The organism is Sphingomonas sp. MA1305, from assembly GCF_016107325.1.
Lineage (GTDB): Bacteria > Pseudomonadota > Alphaproteobacteria > Sphingomonadales > Sphingomonadaceae > Sphingomonas.
On sequence record NZ_RCVT01000007.1, the window covers coordinates 94,286 to 115,947 of the forward strand.

A 21,662-nucleotide genomic window follows, 5' to 3' on the forward strand; every position below is an offset into this window, starting at 1 on the left:
TAGGAGACGTCACATGGCCTTCAAGAAGATCACATCGTCCTTCTCGGCTGCTCCCCAACTTACCCGAAATGACGTCGCTGCTGCCGCACAGGCAGGATACCACTCGATCATTTCGAGCCGGCCCGATGGCGAGGAGCCAGGGCAGCCGAGCGCGCACGAAATGGCCCGGATCGCCGAAGAACATGGCCTTGGGTTCGCCCATGTCCCGATCGTGCCGGGCAAGGCGACCGATGCCGATGCGGACCGGATGAAGGAAGCGCTGGCCTCGCTGCCGGGGCCGACGCTCGGCTTCTGCCGAAGCGGCACGCGGGCGGCCACCCTATGGGCGCTGGCGGAGGCGGATCACGCCGATCCGGCGACGATCATCGGTCAGGCCAAGGCAGCCGGATACGATCTGGCCGATCTGAAGTCGGCGCTCGCCCGCCGTTCCGGAAAGGCCGGCAAATGACCTACGACATCGTCATCATTGGAGGCGGAGCCGCGGGTATCGCAACGGCCGCCAGCATTCTGAAGCGCAACGCCCAAGTGTCGATCGCGGTCGTCGATCCGGCCCAAGATCACTATTATCAGCCCGGTTGGACGTTGGTCGGGGCGGGCGTTTTCACCCCCGAACAGACCCGCAAGGCGGAAGCCGACGTGATGCCCAAGGGCGTCGAATGGATCCGGCTGCCTGCGATTGCCATCGACCCCGAGCGTCGGGCGATCACCCTGGGCGACGGGGATACGATCGCTTACCGTGTCCTGATCGTCGCCCCCGGCCTGCGCCTCGCATGGGAAAAGATCGCCGGGCTTCCCGAAGCACTCGGCCGCAACGGTGTCACGTCCAATTACCGCTACGATCTGGCACCTTACACCTGCCAGCTTGTCCAGGAATTGCAGCGGGGACGCGCGCTGTTCTCGCAACCGCCGATGCCGATCAAATGCGCCGGCGCTCCTCAAAAGGCGATGTACCTGTCCTGCGACATCTGGCGCGATCACGGTGTTCTTCCAGCGATCGACGTCGAGTTTCACAACGCCGGCCCGGCGCTGTTCGGCGTTGCGACCTACGTCCCTGCGCTGATGGAATATGTCGGGAAGTACGGGATCGACCTCAGGCTCGAATCCAACCTAGTCGCGGTCGACGCCGATCGGCGTATTGCCACGTTCGAGCACAAGCGGGACGGCGTCAGCGAGCGGGTCGAGCGCGAGTTCGACATGCTCCACGTCGTGCCGCCTCAGGTTTCGCATGACGTCGTCGCCAAAAGTCCGCTCGCGGCGGCAAACGGCTTCGTCGAGGTCGATGAGGCCACGCTGCGCCACAAGCGGTACGACGACGTCTTTGCCTTGGGCGATGCTGCCGGGACGAGCAATGCGAAGACGGCCGCGGCAGCCCGCAAGCAGGCACCCGTGGTGGCGGTCAACGCGCTCGCCGCACTCGATGGTAAAGCCCCAGTCGCCGACTATGACGGTTATGGATCGTGCCCGCTTACCGTCGAGCGCGGCAAGATCGTCCTTGCCGAGTTCGGCTATGGTGGAAAACTCCTCCCCAGCTTTCCGTCGTGGCTGCTGAACGGCACGCGCCCGACGCGCGCGGCCTGGTTCCTGAAGGAGCGGATGCTGCCCCCGATCTATTGGCAGGGCATGCTGAAAGGCCATGAGTGGATGGCGGCTCCGCATGAGATCGGCAAGGCGGCATGACCCTCGAACCGATCCAGTATCTGCTGGGCGCGCTGTCGGGCAGCCTGGTGGGCTTCACCCTCGGTCTGGTCGGCGGGGGAGGCTCGATCCTCGCTGTCCCGCTCATGGTCTATCTGGTGCGCGTGCCCAACGCCCACCTCGCCATCGGCACGAGCGCGTTCGCGGTCGCCGCTAACGCTGCAACCGGGCTGATCGGTCATGCAAGGGCGCACACCGTTAAATGGCGCTGTGGCGGCATGTATGCGACCGCCGGCGTCATCGGTGCCCTGTTCGGCTCCACTGCGGGCAAGGCCGTCGACGGCGGCAAGCTCCTATTCCTGTTCGCGCTGGTCATGGTCGTCGTCGGCGTCCTGATGCTGCGCGGGCGGGGTGACACGGGTAGCCCGGGAGCGGAGTGCAACCGGGAAAAGGCACCGAAGGTGCTGGGCTATGGCCTCGGCACCGGTCTGTTCTCGGGCTTCTTCGGCGTCGGCGGGGGCTTTCTGATCGTCCCCGGCCTGATCGGGTCGACGGGCATGCCGATTTTGAACGCTGTCGGCACGTCATTGGTCGCCGTCACCGCGTTCGGGCTGACGACGGCCGCCAATTACGCGTTTTCCGGTCTGGTGGACTGGCCGCTCGCTTTCGTGTTCATCGCCGGTGGGGTTGTCGGTGGCCTGATCGGCACGCGGATCGCGAAGCGCCTCGGCACCGGCGGCACGCTCACCACGGTCTTCGCCGTCCTGATCTTCGTGGTGGCGGCCTATATGATTTGGAAGAGCACGGCCGCGTTTCTCTGATGGGGGGTGCGATTGCCATCGGGCCGCTGATGCTGGTCGTCGATCGCGGGCTTGCTGTGCTATGCATCGTCGTGTTCCTTGGCCTCACGACGCTGGCCGGTCGGTTCCGCTTCCCTCGCGTATCGGCAGCCGCAACCAGCGCCATCGTCGCTGGAATGGTCGCGGCGCGGACCGGTTACGTCGCAGCGCATTGGTCGAGCTACGCCGACGCTCCGCTGTCCATCCTTGCCGTGTGGAAGGGCGGCTTTTCCCCCGTCGCAGGGCTTCTCGGCGCTGCGGCGACGCTGGCCACCCGGCTTGGCCGCTCAAGCGCGCTGGCGGCAGGCTGGGGAGCGTTGGCTGTTGCGGGTGGCCTCTGGTTCTCGCTTCAGGCCCTGATGCCTCCCGTGACCTACGGCCCGTTCCCCTATCATTTCAACCTGACGACCCCGTCCGGCGCTCCGCTTCCGCTTGATCGCCTCCGTGGCAGGCCGTTCGTGGTCAACCTGTGGGCGACATGGTGCGGCCCGTGCCGGCGTGAGCTGCCGATGCTCGATGCGGTTGCATCGCGCCCTGGCGAGGTCCCGATCCTTCTTGCCGATCAGGGCGAGGCACAAGCGATCGTCAGCGGCTTTCTCGACCGTGAAGGTGTCGGTGCGCGGCATGTCGCGCTCGACCCCGATCGCGGGCTTTCCCAAGCCCTGAAGGTGGTGGGATATCCCGCAACGGCTTTCGTCGCAGGCGACGGCACGATCGTGCAGCTCCAGCTCGGCGAATTGTCACGCGCTGCCCTCGCCGATGGAATCGAATTAGCAAGGAAACACCGATGAACCGTCGCAACCTGTTGTCGCGGGGCCTCCTGGCTGCGCTTGCCTTCGCCGCACCGATCACGCCTCTCATGGCCCAGCAGCCCGATCTGTCGCGCAAGTCCGTCGTCGATGATCCCGCGGCTCCCACGCGCGCGGGCAAGACCTATGATGTCACGGTGGTCGAGTTCTTTGACTACAACTGCCCCTATTGTCGTCGCATGGAGCCGGTGCTGAACGCCCTGCTTCACTCCGACCCGAAAGTACGGGTCGTGTACCGGGACTGGCCGATCTTCGGACCTGCCTCGCGTGAGGCGTCACGCGCGGCCGTCGCGAGCCAATGGCAGGGCAGGCATGCCGCCTTTCACGAGGCCCTCATGACCTCGCCGGCGCGGCTCGACAGCGCGGGCGTCAAGGCAGCGGCTGCCAAAGCCAGGGTCGACTGGCCCCGTCTGCAACGCGATTTGAAGACGCGTGGCGCCGAAATCGACGCACTGCTCACGCGCACCGATAGCATCGCCCAAGCGATCGGTTTCAACGGAACGCCGGCGTTGATCGTCGGCTCGCAGGTCGTCGCCGGTGCTGTCGATCTCCCGACGTTGCATCGTCTCGTCGCGGAAGCGCGCAAAAAACCTGCGGCGCGCTGACCATGCCCGGGCCGCTCAATCGGAGACAGCTTGCCGGCTTAGGCGCGGTGGTCGTGGGTGGTTGGGCAGTCGGGCAGGTTCTGTGGCGTACCGCCCCGATCGGGCGCGACGTCGGGCCGACCGCTGACCTGATCCTGGCCGGCAATGGCTCGCCTGAGGACGGGCCTGCCGACGCTACGCTCCGGCTTGCCGTGTTCAGCGACTATCGTTGTCCGGCTTGCCGTCACGGGTTTCCCGCGCTGGAAGAGGCTGTGCAGCGCGACGGCAAGGTGCGGGTCATCTACAAGGACTGGCCGATCTTCGGTCCACCATCCGAACGTGCCGCAAGCGTGGCGCTCGCGTGCGCCGAGCAAGGGATTTACCCAGTCGTCCACCGTGCGTTGATGACGGACAGCCGCACGATCGACGACGCAATGCTGCGGGACGTCGTGATGCGCGCTGGCGGCGACTGGCTGCGCGCGACGACTTGGCTTGCGGCCCATGCTGACGCTGTCGCAGCCCGCCTGCGGGCGAACGGTCAGGAAGCCTATTCGATCGGGCTAGCCGGCACCCCGGGTTATCTTGCCGGTCGCCTGTTGGTGATGGGCGCGATCGACACCGGCGATTTCAAACGGCTGTTCGCGCGTGCGCGGGAAGAAAGCTGACGATGCGAGAGGATACGAAACATGATCGAGTATAATCACAAGGGCATGACGATCGCGTCACTCCATGACGAGCGCACCGGCAGCTTCCAGTATGTCGTAGTTGACGAGGCCACGAAGGTCGCCGCGATTATCGACCCGGTCCTCGATTTCGATCCGCGCGCCGGTGCGACCGCAACCGACAATGCCGATATGATCCTCGAATATGTGCGCGCGAAGCGTCTTACAGTAGAATGGGTACTCGATACCCATTCCCACGCCGATCACTTCTCCGCTGCTCCGTACCTTGCTGAAAAGACAGGTGGCAAAACCGCGATCGGCGCCAAGGTCATAGAGGTGCAGAAGCTTTGGCAGGACATCTACTGCCTGCCCGACCTGCCCGTCGATGGCAGCCAGTGGGATCGCCTGTTCGCCGATGGCGAGCAGTTCAGGATCGGCTCGCTCGACGCGCACGTCATGCTGTCGCCCGGCCACACGCTCGCCTCGATCACCTATGTCGTGGGTGACGCGTCGTTCGTTCACGACACCCTTATGGTGCCTGACAGCGGCACGAGCCGGGCGGATTTCCCTGGCGGGGACGCGCACGCGCTTTGGCGCTCGATCCGCGCTATCCTCGACCTCTCGCCTGAAACCGCCACCTATGTCGGGCATGACTACGGCAAGGACGGTCGCGAGGTAGTCGGCCGCTCGACCGTGGCGGACCAGCGCCGAGACAACATCCATGTGCGCGACGGCATAGACGAGGCGGAGTTCGTGGCGACCCGCGAGAAGCGCGACGCTTCGCTGCCATTACCCGACCTGATGCTCGCTGCGCTTCAGGTCAACATTCGTGGCGGCCGGCTCCCCGATGCGGAGGCGTGCGGGACGGCTTTCCTCAAGGTGCCTTTGAACCGCTTCGGCCCAGCTGCGGAATAGTCCGGTCTGCCGCGATGCGTCTGATAGCGGACCGGACGCTCCTGACATTCTCTCCTTCTAACTGCGACGAGCAAATCAGCTCGTCGTGGTCAAATATCAATCCTCGCGAAACATCTCGCGCTGAGACTTGTCCAGTTCCTCGGCATAGCGTCGTCGGGCATAGGATTCCGATAGAATGCCGAGGACTTTGCCGTCACCGGCGACAATGGCCATTTCGTCGGCTCCTGCGGTATCGAACGCTGTCATGACCTCCTTGATGCCTTCGTCAGGCTCCAGAACCTGCTCCCTGTGGATCGCGAGCGTTCCGACCGCGTCTGTTGTCGACACACCCTCAGCAAAGGCGCTGGCCGTCTGTACGATCCCAGCGTAACGATCCTGATCGTCGATCACCACGACCCGGCTCGTCGATCCTAACGGGAAAAGCCGTCGAAACTCGGCGACAGTGATCCGGGCGGGCGTCGCCCGCTCTACCTTCCGCATCATCCGTCCGGCGGTCAGCGTGCGAACCCAACCGACGTCGCGGGCACTCTTGATGGTTTCTCCACGAAGATGGAGACGCCACGTCGAGAAGGAATAGCCGAACGTCTCGCGTACGATCGTCGACGATACCAGCCCAGCGGCGATGGTCGCGCCGGCGAGGGAGAAGTCGTGCGTCGCCTCCAACACCAGCATCGCCATCGTCATCGGGCCCCCGACGACCGCAACGGCCAGCGCCGCCATCCCCACCAGCGCTGCATTAGTAGGATCGACCAGCGGATGCCCTGCAAGCCAACCCAGTCCACCCGCGTAGAGCTGGCCCAGAAGACTGCCGAGGAAGAGCGATGCGAAAAAGAGTCCGCCTCGGAAACAGAAGGCCAGCGATACGATCGATGCCGCGCTTTTCAGAACGAGAATGGCTGCCAGGATCATCAGCGGCACGCCATACTCCAGATCGATGTGAAGGGCGCCGTGACCCGCCGACAGGACTTGGGGTGTTAGCCAGGCCAGCGGAACAAGCAGCACCCCTCCGATGATGGGTCGCAACGAGGCGCGGATCGGCAGGCGTCGGCTCAGCGCCTCGACATCGGCCACGGCGCGCATCAGCAGGATGCCGATCGCCGCGGCGATGGCGCCGAGGCCGGCGTAGATCAGGTAATGGTGGGTCTGAACCTGCTCGCCGACCGTCGCGTCGACGATGTAAGGCTGCGCACCGAAGCCCTGTGCCACGAGCACGCCGGATAGCGACGCTGCCGCAACGGGTGCGATCGCAGCGGGTGTGTAGGCACCGATGACGATCTCGAACGCGTAGAAGGCACCTGCCAGCGGTGCACCGAATGCCCCTGCAATGGCTGCACCGGCACCGGCCCCTACGAGGACGCGAAGGTCGGCGCGTCTCAGCCTGAACCATCCGCCCGCGATCGATGAGACAAGCCCCCCAAGCTGCGCATAGGCGGCTTCGAGGCCGACCGAGGCGCCGAAGCCGTTCGAGATGATCGTCTGGCCGGAGATAACAAGACTGTCGCTCCACGACATGCGACCGCCGTGCAGAGCATTGGCCTCCACCGCGTCGACCATCTTCCGGGCTCGCGCCTTCACGACCCACGAGAACAGCGCCAGGATGGCACCGCCGAGGGGCAGCGCGAGGAGCGCCAAGGCGGGGATCGCCGGCGTCGAGCTCAGGCGCTGTCCGCTTGGCAGCGCGAATAGCAGGTGCTGTATGGTCCGGGCGATCGCGCCTTGCACCACACTCAGCAGACCGGCAGCACCGCCGATTACAACGGCCAGAAGGATAAGGAACGCCTCGCTGGCACGCACTCTTCGGCGCAACCATGACGCCGCCATTCGCAGTGCTGTGACGTCCAGCCTCATGCCATCGTCATCACGCATGTCGCGCCGTGCGCCTTTAGTCGTCATCACGAAGGAGCACCGCGAACACAATCAGGGCGATGGCACCGCTGAGCGTCCAAAGCACAACCGAACCCGCCCATGTCTCTGTCCAGGCGGCAGCGGTCAAGCTGATCAGCAGGGTGATAATGAGTAGCGGCGCGAGGAGAGGAGAGCCGGGAAGACGCATGGTCCCCGTTAGCCCCAAGCTCTTGTCCGGACTATCCTTCTTGGTCGAATTGTCCTTCGGCAGCGCATCCGGAACAGTTTGTGCGGCAAGCCGAGCGCGATGCGCGGCCAAGGCTCCTTGCTTCCGTTCCGCTCCCTGAGGAGGCCATTAGAAGGCTCGGAAAGGGAAGCCTCATTGTCGTTTGATTCGCTGTACCGTCGTCTCTCTATCGTTGCTGGTCTGACCGTGGTTACCGGATGCGTTCCGGCCGGACGACAACCCCTGCCACCCGCATCCGTACCGATCACCGTCCAGACGACCACACCCGTCCGGATACCGCCGAAATTGGTGCAACCCCGGCCACAGCCATCTGCCGGCCTGCTCAATACCATCCAGGCGCTGGGAGCAGGCTTCAACGGCCAAGTGGGCATCAGCGTCCGCGACATCGACGAAGGTTGGGTTGCCGCATGGGAAGGCGACATCCCGCGCCCCCAACAGAGCGTCAGCAAATTATGGGTCGCGATCGGGGTCATGGATGCAGTTGATCGACAGCGATTGTCGCTGACCGATCCGGTGACAGTCACCCGCGCCGATCTGACCGTCTTCCACCAACCGATCCGGACGCTGGTCGGCAAGACCGGCTACAAGACCACCATCGCCGACTTGCTGCATGGTGCCATGGCGCGCAGCGACAACACCGCCAGCGACGTACTCTTGTGGCGCATCGGCGGTCCCGCCATCATCAATCGACTGCTTGGCGACAAGGGGATTGGCGGTGTCCGCTTCGGTCCCGGCGAGCGGCAATTGCAGGCCCGTACCGCTGGACTGGAGTGGCGACCCGAATGGGCCGGGGTGTCAATCGGCGTCCAAAAAGGACCCCCTATCGGCGTGCAAAAGGGACCCCCTTTGTCGAGCAGCGTGACGGGTATGATGGGCGCACTGTTCGCGCTGGTTGCGGCGTAGGGCGGGCGTAGCCCGACCGGAGGCGCAACCAGCGCGAAGCGTTCTTTGCCGGTGCCCCAGGCGTCAGCTTCGATGTTTGAAGCGCCAGCTGTCGTTGCCGGTTTCGACGATGTCGCAGTGGTGGGTAATACGGTCGAGCAGTGCGGTGGTCATCTTGGGGTCGCCAAAGACGGTCGGCCACTCGCCAAAGGCGAGGTTCGTGGTGACGATGACGGAGGTCTGCTCGTAGAGCTTGCTGACGAGGTGGAAGAGCAGTTGACCGCCCGAGCGTGCAAACGGCAGGTAGCCAAGCTCGTCGAGCACCACGAGGTCGAGGCGCGAGAGCTGGGCCGCCAGCGTGCCGGCCTTGCCAAGGCGCGTTTCCTCCTCGAGCCGGTTCACCAGGTCCACTGTGTTGAAGTAGCGTCCGCGGGCGCCGGCGCGTACCACATTGGCAGTGATGGCGGTGGCAAGATGCGTCTTGCCGGTACCCGTTCCACCGACCAGCACGACGTTGCGTCGGCCCGGAAGGAACGAGCCGCTGTACAGCGAGCGCACCAGTCCCTCGTTGATGGGAGTGTCGCCGAAGACGAAGGCGTCGAGGTCCTTCACCGCGGGTAACCTGGCGGCCGACATCCGGTAACGGACCGAGGCTGCATGGCGGTGCGTCGCCTCGGCACGCAGCAGGTCGGTCAGGACCTCCATGGTCGTGCGCTTGCGCTGGAGACCGGTAGTGACCGCCTCGTCGAAAGCGCCAGCCATGCCCTTCAGCCCCAACTCGGTCATGGCCGTCATCATCTCATGCCGCTGCATGGAGGCCTCGCAGGCTGTCATAGCGGTTGCAGTCGGCGCGGGGCGGATGGCGCAGCGCCAGATCTTCTGGCGTGACAATAGTCAGCGGTCGCGACGGTTCGCGCCGGCGGGCCAGGATGTTGACGATGACGTCGTCGCTGGCGACGCCGGCCAGCAATGCTTCGCGCACGGCCGCTTCCACCGCCTCCAGTCCGTCGTCGAGCACCGCGGCCAGCACCCGCACGAACCGCCGGTCGGCATCGTCACCGACGCCAAGCTTGCGCCGCAGTCGTGCCAGCGCAGGCGGCAGCTCCCAGCCCTGGAACGGCGCGCCGTTCCGCAGGGCGCCCGGCTTGGTCGCCAACACCGGCAGATAGTGCCACGGGTCGTAGATGGTCCGGTCCCGGCCGAAGAACCGGGGATGGTCGGCGACGACTTCCCCGTCGCAGCGCACGACGATGCGGTCGGCATAGGCGCGGACCTGAACGGCACGTCGCACCACCCTGGCAGAAACGGAGTAGCGGTTGCGGTCGAAGCTGATGAGGCATGTGCCGCTTACCGCATGCTCGCTCTCGTGGAAGCCGTCGAAGGGTGCGACAACAGGCTGGAGCACCGCCCGTTCGACTGCCCATGCCTGAGCGACCGTCAGTTCCTTCTGCTCGGGATGCTGGTGCAACTCGGCCCAGCGCCGACACTCGGCCTCCAGCCAGCCGTTCAACTCATCGAGGCCGGTAAATCGCAGGCGCGGCTGGAAGAAGCGACCGCGTGCGGTCTGCACCTGGTTCTCGACCTGACCTTTCTCCCAGCCCGACGCCGGCGAGCAGGCGGTTGGCTCGACCATGTAATGGTTGGCCATGACCAGGAAGCGACGGTTGAAGACCCGCTCCTTGCCGGTGAACACGCTCGTCACCGCCGTCTTCATGTTGTCGTAGATGCCGCGCGTCGGCACGCCTCCGAAGAAGGCAAACGCCCGCGCATGCGCGTCGAACAGCATCTCCTGTGTCTCGCGGGGATAGGCTCGCACATACATTGCCCGCGACGCGCACAGCCGGACATGCGCGACCTTCACTTGGCAATCGGCTTGCCCGAGATCTCGACGTCCTCGTGGCTCCAGTCGAACTGGTAAGCCTCGCCCGGCCGGAACAGCAGCGGGATGAACGCCGGCGCATTCATCACGTCGCGACGCCGCGCCTGCCGCCAGCGCGCCGCATAACGGCGAACCGCGTCGTACGAGCCGTCGAACCCCTCGCGTAGCAGCAGGTCGTGGATGCGCGTGAGGCGCAGCTTCTCGCGCCGCGGCCGTGCCTCATCTTCCTCCAGCAACGCATCCAGTCGCGCCTGAAACGGCCCCAGCTTCGGCAGCGGCTGCACCTCCCGCCGGTAACCCATGTCCGCTTCCGGCGCCCGGATCGCCTTGCGCACCACCTTGCGCGACAGGTGCAGGTCCCGCGCTATCGCCTTGATGGCCTTCCCCGACGCGTGCTCGCGCCGGATCCTCAACACCGTCTCCAATACCAGCATCCCGATCTCGCCGCCTGACACACCGCCAAGCGAGCAGCCTAGACCACCGGGATGAGGGGTCCCTTTTCGACGCCGATCACCCCGCTACCGGGGTCCCTTTTCCACGCCGATCCACACGCCAAGGCAGCGCCGGCGTTCGAGGCGATCGACTGTGCGTTGCTCGGTCTGTCGGTCGACAGCCTCTACAGCCACGTCGCCTGGATGCGCGCGATCCGCGAGCTGTCGGGTGTCGAGGTGCCGTTCCCCGTCGTGGAAGACCTGTCGATGGCGGTCGGGCGTGCCTACGGGATGCTCGACGCCGCGGCGACCGACTCCGCTGCGGTGCGCGCGACCTACTTTATCGATCCGGAGGGCGTGGTCCGCGCGACCAACTGGTATCCGATGAACGTCGGCCGGTCGGTCGACGAGATGCTGCGCACGGTGCAGGCGCTCCAGCGGGTGTCGAAAGGCGACGCGCTGACCCCTGCGGGCTGGCATCCCGGCGACGAGGTATTGTCGCCACCCGCCCTTCCGGTCGACGGCAAGGCGGACTGGTTTCACCGGCTGAGGCCCGACACATGAGCCTCGATCGTTCGCAGGCCGATGCGATGGTGGAGCGGCTACGCACGCTCGCCCAGCCCCAGCGCCTGATGATCCTCTCTGTCCTACTCGACGGTGAGCGGGCGGTGGGCGAGATTGAAGAGGCAACCGGCATCGGCCAGCCCGCGCTCAGCCAGCAGCTTGCCGAGCTGCGCCGGGCCGCGCTGGTCGTGACGCGTCGCGAGGCGCGCCAAATCCACTACCGCATTGCCGACGATGCCGCCGAGGAGCGGGTCCGTACCTTGTTCGCCGCGTTCAGCGCGGTGCACCCGATCCGTCATGTCCGTGATCGGATCGACCGTGGGAGTAGCAAAGTTGCGGGCCTCAGCGGAGCCGCGATGTTCGCGCGGATCGGCTGATCGCGCGCGTCCATCGAGACGACACGGCCTTACTGCCAGCCCCATTTGCGGAAGATCGCGGCTCCCTGCGGCCCGGCGACGAAACGGACGAATGCCTGCGCACCGGCCTTGCCCTGCCCGCGCGTCGTCAGCGCGACGCCTGCATCCCGGTAGACGAGCCGGTTCGCGTCCAGCGGCACCACGTCGGCGACACCGGGATTTGCCCTTGCCCAGATCGGGAAGGTCACCCACGCGTCGATGGTCGGGTCGGCCTTCCAGCCTTTCAGCGCCAACGCGGTGTTCTTGCCATAAAGCACGATGTTGCGTCGGAACGCCTTGACCGTCGCGATGTCGCCGTTGCGGCCCGCGATATCCTCCCACATGCCCTGCTGCCCGGCCCCGTCGACGACCGCGATCCTGATGCCAGGCTTCAACAGATCGGCGAAGCTACGAATGCGCTTGGGGTTGCCCGGACGGACCAGGATACCGGCCGGACGCAAATAGAGCGGCGTGACAGTATTGGGCAGCACGAGACCGTCGAAGGTCGACACGAAGTCGCTCATCATGACTTCGGAGCCGCTGTAGACGACGTCCCCATCCGCCTTCATCGCGTCGGACCATTGCGGGGTCGGGCCGGCGGTGACGATCACCTCGACGCCGTTGGCCTTGCCGAATGCGGCCGCCGCCTCCTTCATCGCCGGGGCGGGACCACCGGGGCCGTAGACGTGGATCGTCTCGGCCAACGCCGGCGTGCCTATGCCGAGCATCACCAGCGAAGCGAGCAGCGCCGCCTTCATTTCATTGCTCCGGTATAAGGCTTGAACCCGTAGCGTTCGAAGATCGCCAGCCCTTCGGGCGAGCGCACGAAGGCGAGCCAGCGCCGCGCCGCCTCGGGATGCGGTGCATTCTTCGCCACGGCGCCGGCGTAGATCGCGGTGGTGTTGTCGGCCGCAGGAATGTCGACGCCCTCAATGGGGTGTCCCGCCTGCTTCTGAAACTCGACCTCCGACTGCCAGGTCACCCCGGCCTGCGCCTTGCCCTGCATCAGCCAGAGCGGCGTCTGCCGGTGGTGGATGTGGGTGAGCTGGGTCGAGCCGTCCTTGACCTTGGTCTTATAGACGGCGTCGGCGAGCGACGCGCCTCCCGCGTTGGTCAGCGAAGCTTCGATCTGCCGGGCGATCCCCTCGAATTCGGGGTTGGGCATGGCGAGCTTGACGTCCGTCCGACCAAGATCGGCAAGGCCCTTGATGCCAGCCGGGTTACCCTTGGGGACCATGATGGCCAGCGTGTTGGTGGCGTAAGGAACGACCGGCCCCTGGAGCAGCCCCGCCTCGATCTGCTTTTCGACCGCCTTCTCGCCGGCCAGATAGACGTCGGGCTTCACCGTCCACGTCATGTTGCCGACGGTGACGGTGCCGCCCGCCTGCATCTGGCGGACCAGCAGCCCCGGCGGGATCGTCTCCCAATACAGCCGCCCGCGATACTCGGGATATTTCGCCTCGAACGCCGCAACCAGCGGCGCCATCGCGAAGAAGTAGTTGCCGCCGACATAGAGCGACAGCAGCGGGTTCTGCGGATTGCCGTGAAAGTCGGCGAGATTGTCGGCATCCGCGATCGTGAAGCCAAAGCCACGATCGACTGCGTCGTCGTTGCGCCCTTCCTGCCACGGCGGGTAGACGCCGAGATCGGTCACGCTCTCCACCCTCTTGTCCTGCGCCATCGCCGGAACGCCGGTCGCGACCGTCAGTGCCAGCGCGGCGATCGCCGCGCGCCATGTGCTTGCCATTGATTGTCTCCCTGCCGAAGGTCACAGTTGCATCAGGTCGTAGCCCTGATGCTCCAGCGTGGTGACGGTGGTGAGACCCGACAGCGCGAGCGTCACCCGCTTATCGACCCAATCGTACTGGAAGTCGTGTTCGGCTACCGCCTGCGCGCAGACGGCGACATCGACCCCCGCCTTGCGCAGCTCCGCGATCAGCGGCAGGTTGGGATTGGCAACGCCGAACTTGGCGCGATACTGCGCGTCGTCGAGCGCCAACGGCGTCGCCGGACCATAGGTGATCGCGACGAACTTCAGGTGATCGAGCGGCACACCGGCCGCCACATATAGGTTCACCGTCCGGGCAACGTGATCGAGCGAGGCGTTGACATCGCCGGGTGCCTTCGCGCCCTGCGTCACCGCGAAGACGATGCGGTAGGTCTGCTTGGGGTCGGGCTTGTAGGCCGCGTTCGCCAGATAATGGATCTTGCCGTAGCCCTGGATCGTCGGCGTCGTCCAGAACCCCTGTGGCATATCCGCTGCCATCGCCGAACCCGCGGACGCCAGCAGCGCCCCCGCCATCATCGCCTTCATCATCGTCCGCATCTAAGCCTCCTGTGCTCTCTTGTTCGCGAAGCTATGCTTCGCTTCGGTCGAATACCAACAGCTTCTGGCGACCGTTCCGATCGGCAATCATGATTGGACGCCGCGCTGGTTGCGCGGCTAGCGTTCAGTCACCCTCGAAAGGATCGCCCGACCCACGTGCTGACCATCGGCCTCTTTCTCACGATCAGCTTTCTCGTCTCGGTGGCGGGGCTGGCGGCGTTGATCTGGGCGATCTCGAGCGGCCAGTTCGCCTTCGGCCAGCGCCAGGCGCGCGTGATCTTCCACGAGGGCGAGGAAGGCGAACTCGACGATCCAACCGTATCGGGCGAGGCGATCGACCGAGAGCGGACGGCGATCGATGCGTCGACGGCGCGACCGGTCACCCTGCTGCTCGTCGCCGCGGTGCTGTGGCTGGTGTTGGGCTCGGTGTTCGGCCTGATTGCATCGCTGAAGCTGCACATGCCCGACTGGCTCGACGGCAGCGCGGCGCTGACCTTCGGGCGGGTGCGCACGCTGCACCTCACCCTCGTCATCTATGGCTGGCTGTCGCTGGCGGGCATCGCCACTGCGACCTGGATCACGCCGCGCCTGTTCCGGACGCCACTGCGATCGGCGGGGTTCATCACCTGGGGCGCGATGCTGTGGAACATCGGCCTCGTCGCCGGGCTGATTGCGATCGCGAGCGGATGGAACGACGGCGAGGAATGGCTGGAGATCCCGTGGCAGATCGACGGGCTGCTCGCGGTCGGCGGCGCGCTCACCGTCTACCCACTGCTGCGCACAGCCTTCTCGCGTGAGGTCGAGCACATCTACGTCTCGGGATGGTATTATCTCGCGGGCATGATGTGGTTCCCCGCACTCTTCATCATCGCCAACATCCCCTATGTCTTTGTCGGCGCCGAGCAGGCCACGGTAAACTGGTGGTTTGCGCATAACGTGCTGGGGCTGTGGCTGACCCCGCTCGGGCTCGGCGCGGCCTATTATTTCATCCCCAAGATCATCGGCAAGCCGGTCTATTCCTATGCGCTCTCGCTGCTCGGCTTCTGGGCGCTGGCACTGTTCTACAGCCAGGTCGGCATTCACCACCTGATCGGCGGCCCGGTGCCGACCTGGGTCGTGACGCTCTCGGTGGTGCAGAGCGTGATGATGTTCGTGCCCGTGCTCGCGGTCGCCATCAACCAGCACGTCGTCGTCGCGCGGAACCTGTGGGCGTTCCGCGCCTCGTTGCCGCTGCGCTTCGTGTCGCTCGGCGCGATCATGTACACGCTTGCCTCGTTCGAGGGATCGCTGGAGGCGCTGCGCTCGATCAACACCGTCACGCACTTCACCCAGTTCACGATCGGCCATGCCCATCTCGGCGCCTATGGCTTTGCCAGCTTCATCATGTTCGGCGGTGTCTACTACATGATGCCGCGGATCACCGGGCGACCATGGCCGTGGCCGGGGCTGATCGCGGCGCACTTCTGGTGCGTGGTCGTGGGCTTCGCGCTCTATTTCACGGCGCTGACGATCGGCGGCTGGCTCGAAGGCGAGGCGATGCTTGACGCCTCGCGCCCCTTCTCGGCGAGCGTGATCCTGCTGAAGCCGTTCCTCGAGGGCCGCTCGCTCGGCGGTGCGATCATGACGCTCGGCCACTTCCTGTTCGCGATCAACGTCGCCGCCATCCTCCTGCCCCGCTCGGCCTCGCGTGCGGCGGTCGCGGCATGAACCGCGCCGTCCCGCTCGTCATCCTGTCGATGGTCATCCTCGCCTTCGCGACGCTGATGCTGGTGGTCGGCCCCAAGCTGCAGATCGGCCGGGAGGTGCCCGCGGCCGGCCTGCAGCCATACACCGCCGAGCAGCTTCGCGGACGCGAGGTCTACGTATCGATGGGCTGCGTCTACTGCCACAGCCAGCAGCCGCGCACCCCCGACCAGGCGCCCGACGCCGAGCGCGGCTGGGGTCGCCCCTCGGTCGCCGCCGACTATGCGCACGACTATCCGCACCTGATGGGCACGATGCGGACCGGGCCCGACCTGTTCAACGTCGGCGCGCGTCTGCCGAGTGCCTCCTGGCAGCTGACTCACCTGTACCAACCTCGCGCCGTCTCGCCGTGGAGCATCATGCCGGCCTATCCTTTCCTCTTCGAGGTGAAGGATCGGGCGGCTCCCGGCGACGTCGTCGTCTGGCTGCCGCCCAAGGCGCGCATCGTGGGCAAGGTCGTCGTCGCCAAGCCGGCGGCGCGCGAGCTCGTCGCCTACCTCCTCTCGCTCGACCACACCTATCCCGCGCCGGCCAAGGCGATCCGCGACGACGGCTATGCCGTGGGGCAGGTGGGCAAGTGACCGCGCCGCCGCCCGAGGACGAGCGGTTCGAGCCCTACGAGCCCCGCCGCCGCATCCCGCTCCCGGTCTACTGGATCGCGATCGCCTTGGTGCTGTGGGGCGCGATGACGCTGTTGCAGGACAGCGCGGCGCATCGTCGCAGCGATACCGCCCGCATCGCGCAGGCCCGCCAGACGCTCGCGCAGCAGGACGCGCCGGGAGCGCTGCTGTTCGCCGAGCGCTGCTCGACCTGCCACCAGGGCGACGGCGGCGGCATCGCCGGCGCGGTCCCGCCGCTCTCGGGTTCGCCTGTCGTTGCAGCCGACCCGCACGCGATCGTCCAGATCCTGCTCCACGGCATCACCGGGCCGATCGCGATCGAGGGCAAGACCTATGACGGTCATATGCCCGCGTTCGCGAGCGTCCTCGACGACGCGCAACTCGCACGGCTCGCCAGCTATGTTCGCCGGACCTGGGGTTCTCGAGGACCGACGCTCGATGCCGCCTTCGTCGCCCGGGAACGCGCCGCCACCGCCAACAGGGCCGGGCCCTGGCAGGGCGGTGCCGACGTCGCTCAGATGGTGCCAGCAATGGGGGCGCAGCCGTCCAACCCCATCGCGCCTCCCGCGCCGGACCAGGCGTTGGCGATGAGAATCGCCTTCAACGGCGTCCGCGGTGGCTGGTCCTGCGCCTCGTGCCACGGCATGGCAGGCGAAGGGCGCGATGGTGTGCCGCGGCTGGCCGGGCTGCCGGCCGACTATATCGCGGCGCAGCTGACCAACTTCGCGAGCGGCGCGCGCGCGAACGACTCCATGTACACCGTGTCGCGGCAGCTCGCTCCGGCTGAGCGTGCGGCGCTCGCCCACTACTATGCCGGCCTTGCGACGCCCTCGAACGCCCGTCCTTCGCTCGGCGGCGATATCGGGCGCGGGGCAACGCTGGCTCTGCTCGGTGACGATCGCGCGCAAATCCCCTCCTGCTTCTCGTGTCACGGATCTTCCGGATTTGGCGTCGCCCCTTCGTTCCCGGCGATCGCCGCACAGCATCCGGGCTATGCGGCCGGACGGGTCGCAGCGATCGCGGCGCTCGGCAAGAACGCCAACCTGATGACCCCGATCGCCAAACGGTTGAACGACGCCGACCGGCGGGCCGTCGCCGATTATCTGGCGACGCTTCCGCCGACGCCGGCCGGAGTTGCCACAGCGAGGAAGGAGAGATGATGGACGAGTCCCGCGATCCCGCCAGCAGCGAGCCGCCGCGTGATCATGATCGTGCGCGGACCACTCGCCGCGGCCTCTACGCCCTTGGTGGCGGCGTAACGCTGTTCGTCTTCGCGGTGCTCATCCGCGACGAGTTCCACCATGCGCCCACGCCCGATGCCGCCGTATCGGCGCCGGGCACGCCGGTCAGCTTCACGCCACCACCGATGAGCAAGATCCCCGGCGGTCCTGAAGGCGACGCGATCCGCCACGGGCTCGCGATCTTCGAGAATACCGGTACGCAGGCATCGCAGTTCGTCGGCAACGGCCTTGCCTGTCGCAATTGCCACCTCGACGGCGGGCGCAAGGCCAACTCGGCACCGATGTGGGCGGCGTGGGTCAGCTACCCCCAGTACCGGTCCAAGAACGGGAAGATCAACACCATGGAAGACCGGCTGAAGGGCTGCTTCAGCTATTCGATGAACGCGCAGGACAGTCCGAGCGGCGGACCGCCCAAGCCCGGCGATCCGGTCTATGCCGATCTCCAGACCTATTTCCATTGGCTCGCGAAGGGTGCGCCCACCGACACCAAGCTGAAGGGCGCGGGTTTCGTAAAGCTCAAGCTGACCGCGCTCGGCTACGATCGCAGCCGTGGCCAGGCGGTTTATGCCCAGCATTGCGCGGCCTGCCACGGTGCCGATGGACAGGGCCGCACCGACCTCAACGGCCGGGTCGTCTTCCCGGCGCTGTGGGGGCCGAAAAGTTACAACTGGGGCGCCGGCATGGCGGTGGTCAATAATGCCGCCGGTTTCATCAAGGCGAATATGCCGCTCGGCGCGGGCAATTCGCTCAGCGACCAGCAGTCGTGGGACGCCGCCGCCTGGATCGATAGCCAGGAACGGCCCAAGGATCCGCGCCAGAAAGGCACCGTCGAGGAGAACGCCAAGGCGTTCCATGCCAAGGAAAAGACCTTCTACGGCAAGATGGTCGACGGCCACCTGCTGGGAACCGGCACCGCCCCGCCCACGCGAATCGCCTCGCGCTGACGCGCGGATGGAGCAGCGCCAGCTCTTCGCCGTTGATGGCCTGTTCTGTGCCGGATGCGCGCGCGGGCTGGAAAAGCGCCTTGCGGCTCTCGACGGCGTCGTCGCCGCCGGCGTCCACTTCGTCACCGCGTCCGCGTTGGTCCGCTGGGACCCGGCGCGCTGCGATCCGCAGGCGATCGGCCGCCGCGTCGGCGAGGCGGGCTACCGGCTGATCGAGCGGCAGAGTCTGGCCGACACTGCGGCGCGGTTCGATCGCGAGGTGCAGAGGCTGGCGCTGCGGCTCGCGGTCGCGATCGTCTTCGGCATGTGGTCGATGGGGGCGGCGCTCATTCTCTACGTCCAACCGGACATCGCATCCCCTGTCGCCTGGTGGATCGCGCTCGCCTCCGGGCTGTTCGCCCTGCCCGTGCTCGCCTATTCGGGCGCGGCGATCTTTCGCATGGCGTGGCGCTCGATCCGGCTGCGTGCGCCAGGTCTCGACCTGCTGATCGCGACCGGCGCGAGCGGCGCGGTGGTGCTCTCGACCGCTTCGCTCGTTCGCGGGGAAGCGCAGGTCTATTTCGACACCGCGACGATGCTGGTGACGCTGCTCCTTCTGGGTCGTCTGATTGAGACACGGGTCCGCCGCACTGCGATCCAAGCCTTGTCGGCGGTGGACGATCTGGCAGCGAACCAGGCGGTCGCACTGGCGGATGGTGGATCGGTGGAGCTGCGGCAGCTTGCGATCGGCGCATCGATCATGATCGATGCCGGAGCAGTGATCCCCGGCGATGGCGTCGTCGTCGAGGGCGAAAGCCTTATCGATCGCTCGATCATGACCGGGGAGGCCATGGCGAGCGCCATTGGCCCGGATGACCGGGTGCAGGCGGGAACGACGAACCTGCGGCGCAGACTGATGGTGCGGGTCGACCGTGCTTATGGCGACCGCGACATCGACCGCATGGGCGGCCGGATCGCGCTCGAGATCGCCGGCCGCGGCGAACCGCGTCGCGCGCTCGATCGATGGATCGCGCGATTGCTTGCCGCCGCACCGGCCTGGTCGGCCCTCGCCTTCCTGATCGCTTTCGCTCTTGGAGCCTCGCTGGTCGAAGCGATGACGCGTGCGCTCGCGACGCTGATCGTCATCTGCCCCTGCGCGCTGGCGATCGCCGCACCGCTCGCGCATGTTCGAGCCGCAGGCGTTGCGGCACGACGCGGGATCCGGATCGCCGACCCCGCCGCGCTCGAGGCGCTCGCCGGCATGCGGACGGCGATCTTTGACAAGACCGGAACGCTGACCCTCGCTCGGCTTCGGGTTGATCTGGTCGAGCCGATCGCACCGTTCGCCAGGGAAGAGCTGCTCGAGGCCGCCGCGGCCGCCGAGCGCGGGATCGATCACCCGATCGCGCGCGCCCTGGCGAACGGTGCGGACGGACCCGCAGGCAACCGCTTCGACCGAAGCGCAGGTGGAGTAGATCTGCGTGGTCGGGATGTGGCTGTGAGTTCGGCCAATGACGCGTGCGATGATGGCCGGACCTGGCTCGACGTGATGATCGATGGCCAGCGCGCAGGTAGGATCGGCTTGGCCGACACGCTCGACCAGGAAGCGCCCGCGACCATCGCAGAGCTGCATGCGGCCGGGATCGAGGTGAGGCTGGCGACGGGAGACGGCGTGGACGCGGCGCTGTCGGTGGCGGGCCGCGTCGGCGTGCCGCAGACGATGGTCGCGGCAGGTTGCACACCGCTCGATAAGGCAAAGCTGGTCGCTGCGGTGTTGCATCCAGTGATCGTGATCGGCGACGGCGTCAACGACGCGCCCGCGCTGGCAGCGGCCGATTGCGGCATCACCGTCGCGCGCGCGCATGCCGCCGCGGCCGCAACGGCCGGGCTGGTGCTTGAAGTTGGCGGGATCGGGACCGTGCTGCCTGCGTGGCGACTAGCGAGGCGAACGCAGCACGTGATTACGCAAAATTTCGTACTCGCAACAGGCTATAACATCGTGGCGGTGCCGCTCGCGGTTTTGGGCCTGATGACCCCTCTTGTCGCAGCGGCTGCGATGGTCGCGAGCTCATGCCTAGTGACGATGAACGCGATGCGCCTGAACTGACGAGGCAACTAAGATTTTGGTTCAGCTTCTGCCTAAATTCGTGCGCAAAGCGCCGCTCCGTCGTACTCGCCTTGACCTGCTCCCCGAAAATCATGCCATTGGTAAGTTAGCTCGTCATATGGAGACGAGCGATGCGGCGAGGCCGTTTTACCGAGGATCAGATCATAGGCGTGCTGCGTGAGCACGAGGCCGGCGTGAAGACCGCCGAGCTGTGCCGGAAGCACGGCATCAGCGATGCGACGTTCTACAACTGGAAGTCGAAGTACGGCGGCATGACCGTGTCGGAGGCGGCGCGGTTGCGGACGCTGGAGGACGAGAACCGGCGGCTGAAGAAGCTGCTGGCGGAATCGATGCTTGACGTGTCGGCGCTGAAGGATCTGCTGGGAAAAAACTGACCCGGTCTGTGGATCGCTACGCTGCGGTGGAGAAGCTGATGGCCGACCACGGCTTCTCCGAGCGTCGCGCCTGCAGGCTGGTCGGGGTCAACCGGTCGGCGTGGCGATATGAGCCGCTTCGCGGGAAGGACGAAGCTGTCCGCGAGCGGATGCGCGAGATCGCGAACGAGCGTCGCCGGTTCGGCTATCGCCGACTGGCGATCCTGCTTCGGCGTGAGGGCAAGGGCATGAACCTGAAGAAGGTATACCGGCTGTATCGCGAGGAGCGGCTGACGGTGCGCAAGCGCGGCGGCCGAAAACGAGCTCTGGGCACGCGGGCGCCGATGGCGATCCCGCAGGAACTCAACCAGCGCTGGAGCCTCGACTTCGTGTCGGATGCATTGGCCTGCGGCCGGCGGTTCCGCCTGCTCAACGTCATCGACGATTACAGCCGGGAATGCCTGGCATGCATCGTCGATACCTCGCTGTCGGGACGACGTGTCGTCCGCGAGCTCACCGCCATCGCCGAGCGTCGCGGGCTGCCGTGCATGGTGGTCAGCGACAACGGCACCGAGTTGACCAGTCATGCTGTCCTCGCGTGGTGCCAGGACACCGGGGTCGAGTGGCATTACATCGCGCCG

21 protein-coding genes and 2 pseudogenes are annotated in these 21,662 nt (G+C 66.2%); 16 read left to right on the forward strand and 7 right to left on the reverse strand.

Annotated features, from left to right (window positions below; translation table 11 throughout):
- Window positions 1-13: 13 nt before the first annotated feature.
- The 7 genes from D9601_RS18805 to D9601_RS18835 are packed head-to-tail and all read left to right on the forward strand — an operon-like array spanning window position 14 to window position 5,444.
- Window positions 14-448: a TIGR01244 family sulfur transferase gene (locus D9601_RS18805; RefSeq protein ID WP_043060757.1), complete on the forward strand. Its 435-nt coding sequence runs from the start codon at window positions 14-16 to the stop codon at window positions 446-448.
- Window positions 445-1,677 (forward strand): NAD(P)/FAD-dependent oxidoreductase, encoded by a 1,233-nt coding sequence (locus D9601_RS18810; RefSeq protein WP_188658600.1) that lies wholly within the window; start codon window positions 445-447, stop codon window positions 1,675-1,677. Before D9601_RS18805 ends, D9601_RS18810 begins: the two co-directional genes overlap by 4 nt.
- Window positions 1,674-2,456 (forward strand): sulfite exporter TauE/SafE family protein, encoded by a 783-nt coding sequence (locus D9601_RS18815; RefSeq protein ID WP_198355582.1) that lies wholly within the window; start codon window positions 1,674-1,676, stop codon window positions 2,454-2,456. Before D9601_RS18810 ends, D9601_RS18815 begins: the two co-directional genes overlap by 4 nt.
- A gap of 29 nt (window positions 2,457-2,485) precedes the next feature.
- A complete protein-coding gene (locus tag D9601_RS18820; protein ID WP_229664496.1) occupies window positions 2,486-3,265 on the forward strand; it encodes a TlpA disulfide reductase family protein in 780 nt (259 codons plus the stop codon).
- Window positions 3,262-3,888 (forward strand): DsbA family protein, encoded by a 627-nt coding sequence (locus tag D9601_RS18825; RefSeq protein WP_198355583.1) that lies wholly within the window; start codon window positions 3,262-3,264, stop codon window positions 3,886-3,888. The genes D9601_RS18820 and D9601_RS18825 overlap by 4 nt, the downstream gene beginning before the upstream one ends.
- 2 nt (window positions 3,889-3,890) lie before the next feature.
- A complete protein-coding gene (locus tag D9601_RS18830) occupies window positions 3,891-4,532 on the forward strand; it encodes a DsbA family protein (RefSeq protein WP_188658603.1) in 642 nt (213 codons plus the stop codon).
- Window positions 4,533-4,553: 21 nt separating this feature from the next.
- The gene (locus D9601_RS18835; RefSeq protein WP_150426776.1) at window positions 4,554-5,444 is read left to right on the forward strand and encodes an MBL fold metallo-hydrolase; all 891 of its coding nucleotides are present in this window, start codon (window positions 4,554-4,556) and stop codon (window positions 5,442-5,444) included.
- Window positions 5,445-5,540: 96 nt separating this feature from the next.
- Here D9601_RS18835 and D9601_RS18840 read toward each other — a convergent pair whose 3' ends face one another.
- Together D9601_RS18840 and D9601_RS18845 are read right to left on the reverse strand one after the other, a co-directional pair.
- Window positions 5,541-7,310 (reverse strand): chloride channel protein, encoded by a 1,770-nt coding sequence (locus D9601_RS18840; RefSeq protein WP_229664497.1) that lies wholly within the window; start codon window positions 7,308-7,310, stop codon window positions 5,541-5,543.
- Window positions 7,311-7,326: 16 nt separating this feature from the next.
- Window positions 7,327-7,608, reverse strand: coding sequence for a hypothetical protein (locus tag D9601_RS18845; RefSeq protein ID WP_150426775.1), 282 nt, complete (start codon window positions 7,606-7,608; stop codon window positions 7,327-7,329).
- A 63-nt stretch (window positions 7,609-7,671) separates the two neighbouring features.
- On the opposite strand from D9601_RS18845, the gene D9601_RS18850 reads away from it, so the two are divergent.
- The gene (locus D9601_RS18850; RefSeq protein ID WP_232474406.1) at window positions 7,672-8,439 is read left to right on the forward strand and encodes a serine hydrolase; all 768 of its coding nucleotides are present in this window, start codon (window positions 7,672-7,674) and stop codon (window positions 8,437-8,439) included.
- A gap of 63 nt (window positions 8,440-8,502) precedes the next feature.
- On the opposite strand, the gene istB is transcribed toward D9601_RS18850, so the two are convergent.
- Window positions 8,503-9,231, reverse strand: a complete 729-nt coding sequence (gene istB / locus D9601_RS18855; protein WP_093068513.1) for an IS21-like element helper ATPase IstB — start codon at window positions 9,229-9,231, stop codon at window positions 8,503-8,505.
- Window positions 9,218-10,731: pseudogene (istA, locus tag D9601_RS18860) on the reverse strand (IS21 family transposase). Before istA ends, istB begins: the two are co-directional and overlap by 14 nt.
- Window positions 10,732-10,782: 51 nt before the next feature.
- Here istA and D9601_RS18865 point away from each other — a divergent pair.
- Entirely contained in the window at window positions 10,783-11,292 is a 510-nt protein-coding gene (locus D9601_RS18865) for a redoxin domain-containing protein (RefSeq protein ID WP_198355585.1), read from the forward strand.
- A complete protein-coding gene (locus tag D9601_RS18870; protein WP_198355586.1) occupies window positions 11,289-11,669 on the forward strand; it encodes an ArsR/SmtB family transcription factor in 381 nt (126 codons plus the stop codon). Before D9601_RS18865 ends, D9601_RS18870 begins: the two co-directional genes overlap by 4 nt.
- Before the next feature lie 29 nt (window positions 11,670-11,698).
- On the opposite strand, the gene D9601_RS18875 is transcribed toward D9601_RS18870, so the two are convergent.
- The 3 genes from D9601_RS18875 to D9601_RS18885 are packed head-to-tail and all read right to left on the reverse strand — an operon-like array spanning window position 11,699 to window position 14,013.
- Complete coding sequence (locus D9601_RS18875) at window positions 11,699-12,445, reverse strand: substrate-binding domain-containing protein (RefSeq protein ID WP_198355587.1); 747 nt, start codon at window positions 12,443-12,445, stop codon at window positions 11,699-11,701.
- The gene (locus D9601_RS18880) at window positions 12,442-13,434 is read right to left on the reverse strand and encodes a substrate-binding domain-containing protein (RefSeq protein ID WP_198355588.1); all 993 of its coding nucleotides are present in this window, start codon (window positions 13,432-13,434) and stop codon (window positions 12,442-12,444) included. Before D9601_RS18880 ends, D9601_RS18875 begins: the two co-directional genes overlap by 4 nt.
- Window positions 13,435-13,455: 21 nt before the next feature.
- Window positions 13,456-14,013, reverse strand: a complete 558-nt coding sequence (locus D9601_RS18885; RefSeq protein WP_198355589.1) for a DsrE family protein — start codon at window positions 14,011-14,013, stop codon at window positions 13,456-13,458.
- 156 nt (window positions 14,014-14,169) lie between these two features.
- Between D9601_RS18885 and D9601_RS18890 the strand changes: the two genes are divergently transcribed.
- The 6 genes and pseudogenes from D9601_RS18890 to D9601_RS18920 form a co-directional block, all read left to right on the forward strand.
- Window positions 14,170-15,720 (forward strand): cbb3-type cytochrome c oxidase subunit I, encoded by a 1,551-nt coding sequence (locus D9601_RS18890; RefSeq protein WP_198355590.1) that lies wholly within the window; start codon window positions 14,170-14,172, stop codon window positions 15,718-15,720.
- Window positions 15,717-16,337: a cbb3-type cytochrome c oxidase subunit II gene (locus D9601_RS18895; RefSeq protein ID WP_198355591.1), complete on the forward strand. Its 621-nt coding sequence runs from the start codon at window positions 15,717-15,719 to the stop codon at window positions 16,335-16,337. Before D9601_RS18890 ends, D9601_RS18895 begins: the two co-directional genes overlap by 4 nt.
- Window positions 16,334-17,536 (forward strand): c-type cytochrome, encoded by a 1,203-nt coding sequence (locus D9601_RS18900; RefSeq protein WP_198355592.1) that lies wholly within the window; start codon window positions 16,334-16,336, stop codon window positions 17,534-17,536. Before D9601_RS18895 ends, D9601_RS18900 begins: the two co-directional genes overlap by 4 nt.
- A complete protein-coding gene (locus D9601_RS18905) occupies window positions 17,533-18,561 on the forward strand; it encodes a c-type cytochrome (protein ID WP_232474407.1) in 1,029 nt (342 codons plus the stop codon). Before D9601_RS18900 ends, D9601_RS18905 begins: the two co-directional genes overlap by 4 nt.
- Before the next feature lie 7 nt (window positions 18,562-18,568).
- Window positions 18,569-20,647 (forward strand): heavy metal translocating P-type ATPase, encoded by a 2,079-nt coding sequence (locus D9601_RS18910; RefSeq protein ID WP_198355593.1) that lies wholly within the window; start codon window positions 18,569-18,571, stop codon window positions 20,645-20,647.
- Between the two features lie 131 nt (window positions 20,648-20,778).
- Window positions 20,779-21,662, forward strand: a pseudogene (locus D9601_RS18920) (IS3 family transposase); the annotation flags it as partial.

What these genes read in the sequence shown, in the direction of transcription:
- D9601_RS18805 (WP_043060757.1), top strand. Translation starts at nt 14, where the DNA reads ATGGCCTTCAAGAAGATCACATCGTCCTTCTCGGCTGCTCCCCAACTT.
- D9601_RS18815 (WP_198355582.1), top strand. Translation starts at nt 1,674, where the DNA reads ATGACCCTCGAACCGATCCAGTATCTGCTGGGCGCGCTGTCGGGCAGC.
- D9601_RS18835 (WP_150426776.1), top strand. Translation starts at nt 4,554, where the DNA reads ATGATCGAGTATAATCACAAGGGCATGACGATCGCGTCACTCCATGAC.
- D9601_RS18865 (WP_198355585.1), top strand. Translation starts at nt 10,783, where the DNA reads ATGAGGGGTCCCTTTTCGACGCCGATCACCCCGCTACCGGGGTCCCTT.
- D9601_RS18880 (WP_198355588.1), bottom strand. Translation starts at nt 13,434, where the DNA reads ATGGCAAGCACATGGCGCGCGGCGATCGCCGCGCTGGCACTGACGGTC.
- D9601_RS18905 (WP_232474407.1), top strand. Translation starts at nt 17,533, where the DNA reads ATGATGGACGAGTCCCGCGATCCCGCCAGCAGCGAGCCGCCGCGTGAT.
- D9601_RS18830 (WP_188658603.1), top strand. Translation starts at nt 3,891, where the DNA reads ATGCCCGGGCCGCTCAATCGGAGACAGCTTGCCGGCTTAGGCGCGGTG.
- D9601_RS18820 (WP_229664496.1), top strand. Translation starts at nt 2,486, where the DNA reads ATGCTGGTCGTCGATCGCGGGCTTGCTGTGCTATGCATCGTCGTGTTC.
- istB (WP_093068513.1), bottom strand. Translation starts at nt 9,231, where the DNA reads ATGCAGCGGCATGAGATGATGACGGCCATGACCGAGTTGGGGCTGAAG.
- D9601_RS18810 (WP_188658600.1), top strand. Translation starts at nt 445, where the DNA reads ATGACCTACGACATCGTCATCATTGGAGGCGGAGCCGCGGGTATCGCA.
- D9601_RS18885 (WP_198355589.1), bottom strand. Translation starts at nt 14,013, where the DNA reads ATGCGGACGATGATGAAGGCGATGATGGCGGGGGCGCTGCTGGCGTCC.
- D9601_RS18895 (WP_198355591.1), top strand. Translation starts at nt 15,717, where the DNA reads ATGAACCGCGCCGTCCCGCTCGTCATCCTGTCGATGGTCATCCTCGCC.
- D9601_RS18840 (WP_229664497.1), bottom strand. Translation starts at nt 7,310, where the DNA reads ATGCGTGATGACGATGGCATGAGGCTGGACGTCACAGCACTGCGAATG.
- D9601_RS18875 (WP_198355587.1), bottom strand. Translation starts at nt 12,445, where the DNA reads ATGAAGGCGGCGCTGCTCGCTTCGCTGGTGATGCTCGGCATAGGCACG.
- D9601_RS18825 (WP_198355583.1), top strand. Translation starts at nt 3,262, where the DNA reads ATGAACCGTCGCAACCTGTTGTCGCGGGGCCTCCTGGCTGCGCTTGCC.
- D9601_RS18870 (WP_198355586.1), top strand. Translation starts at nt 11,289, where the DNA reads ATGAGCCTCGATCGTTCGCAGGCCGATGCGATGGTGGAGCGGCTACGC.
- D9601_RS18910 (WP_198355593.1), top strand. Translation starts at nt 18,569, where the DNA reads ATGGAGCAGCGCCAGCTCTTCGCCGTTGATGGCCTGTTCTGTGCCGGA.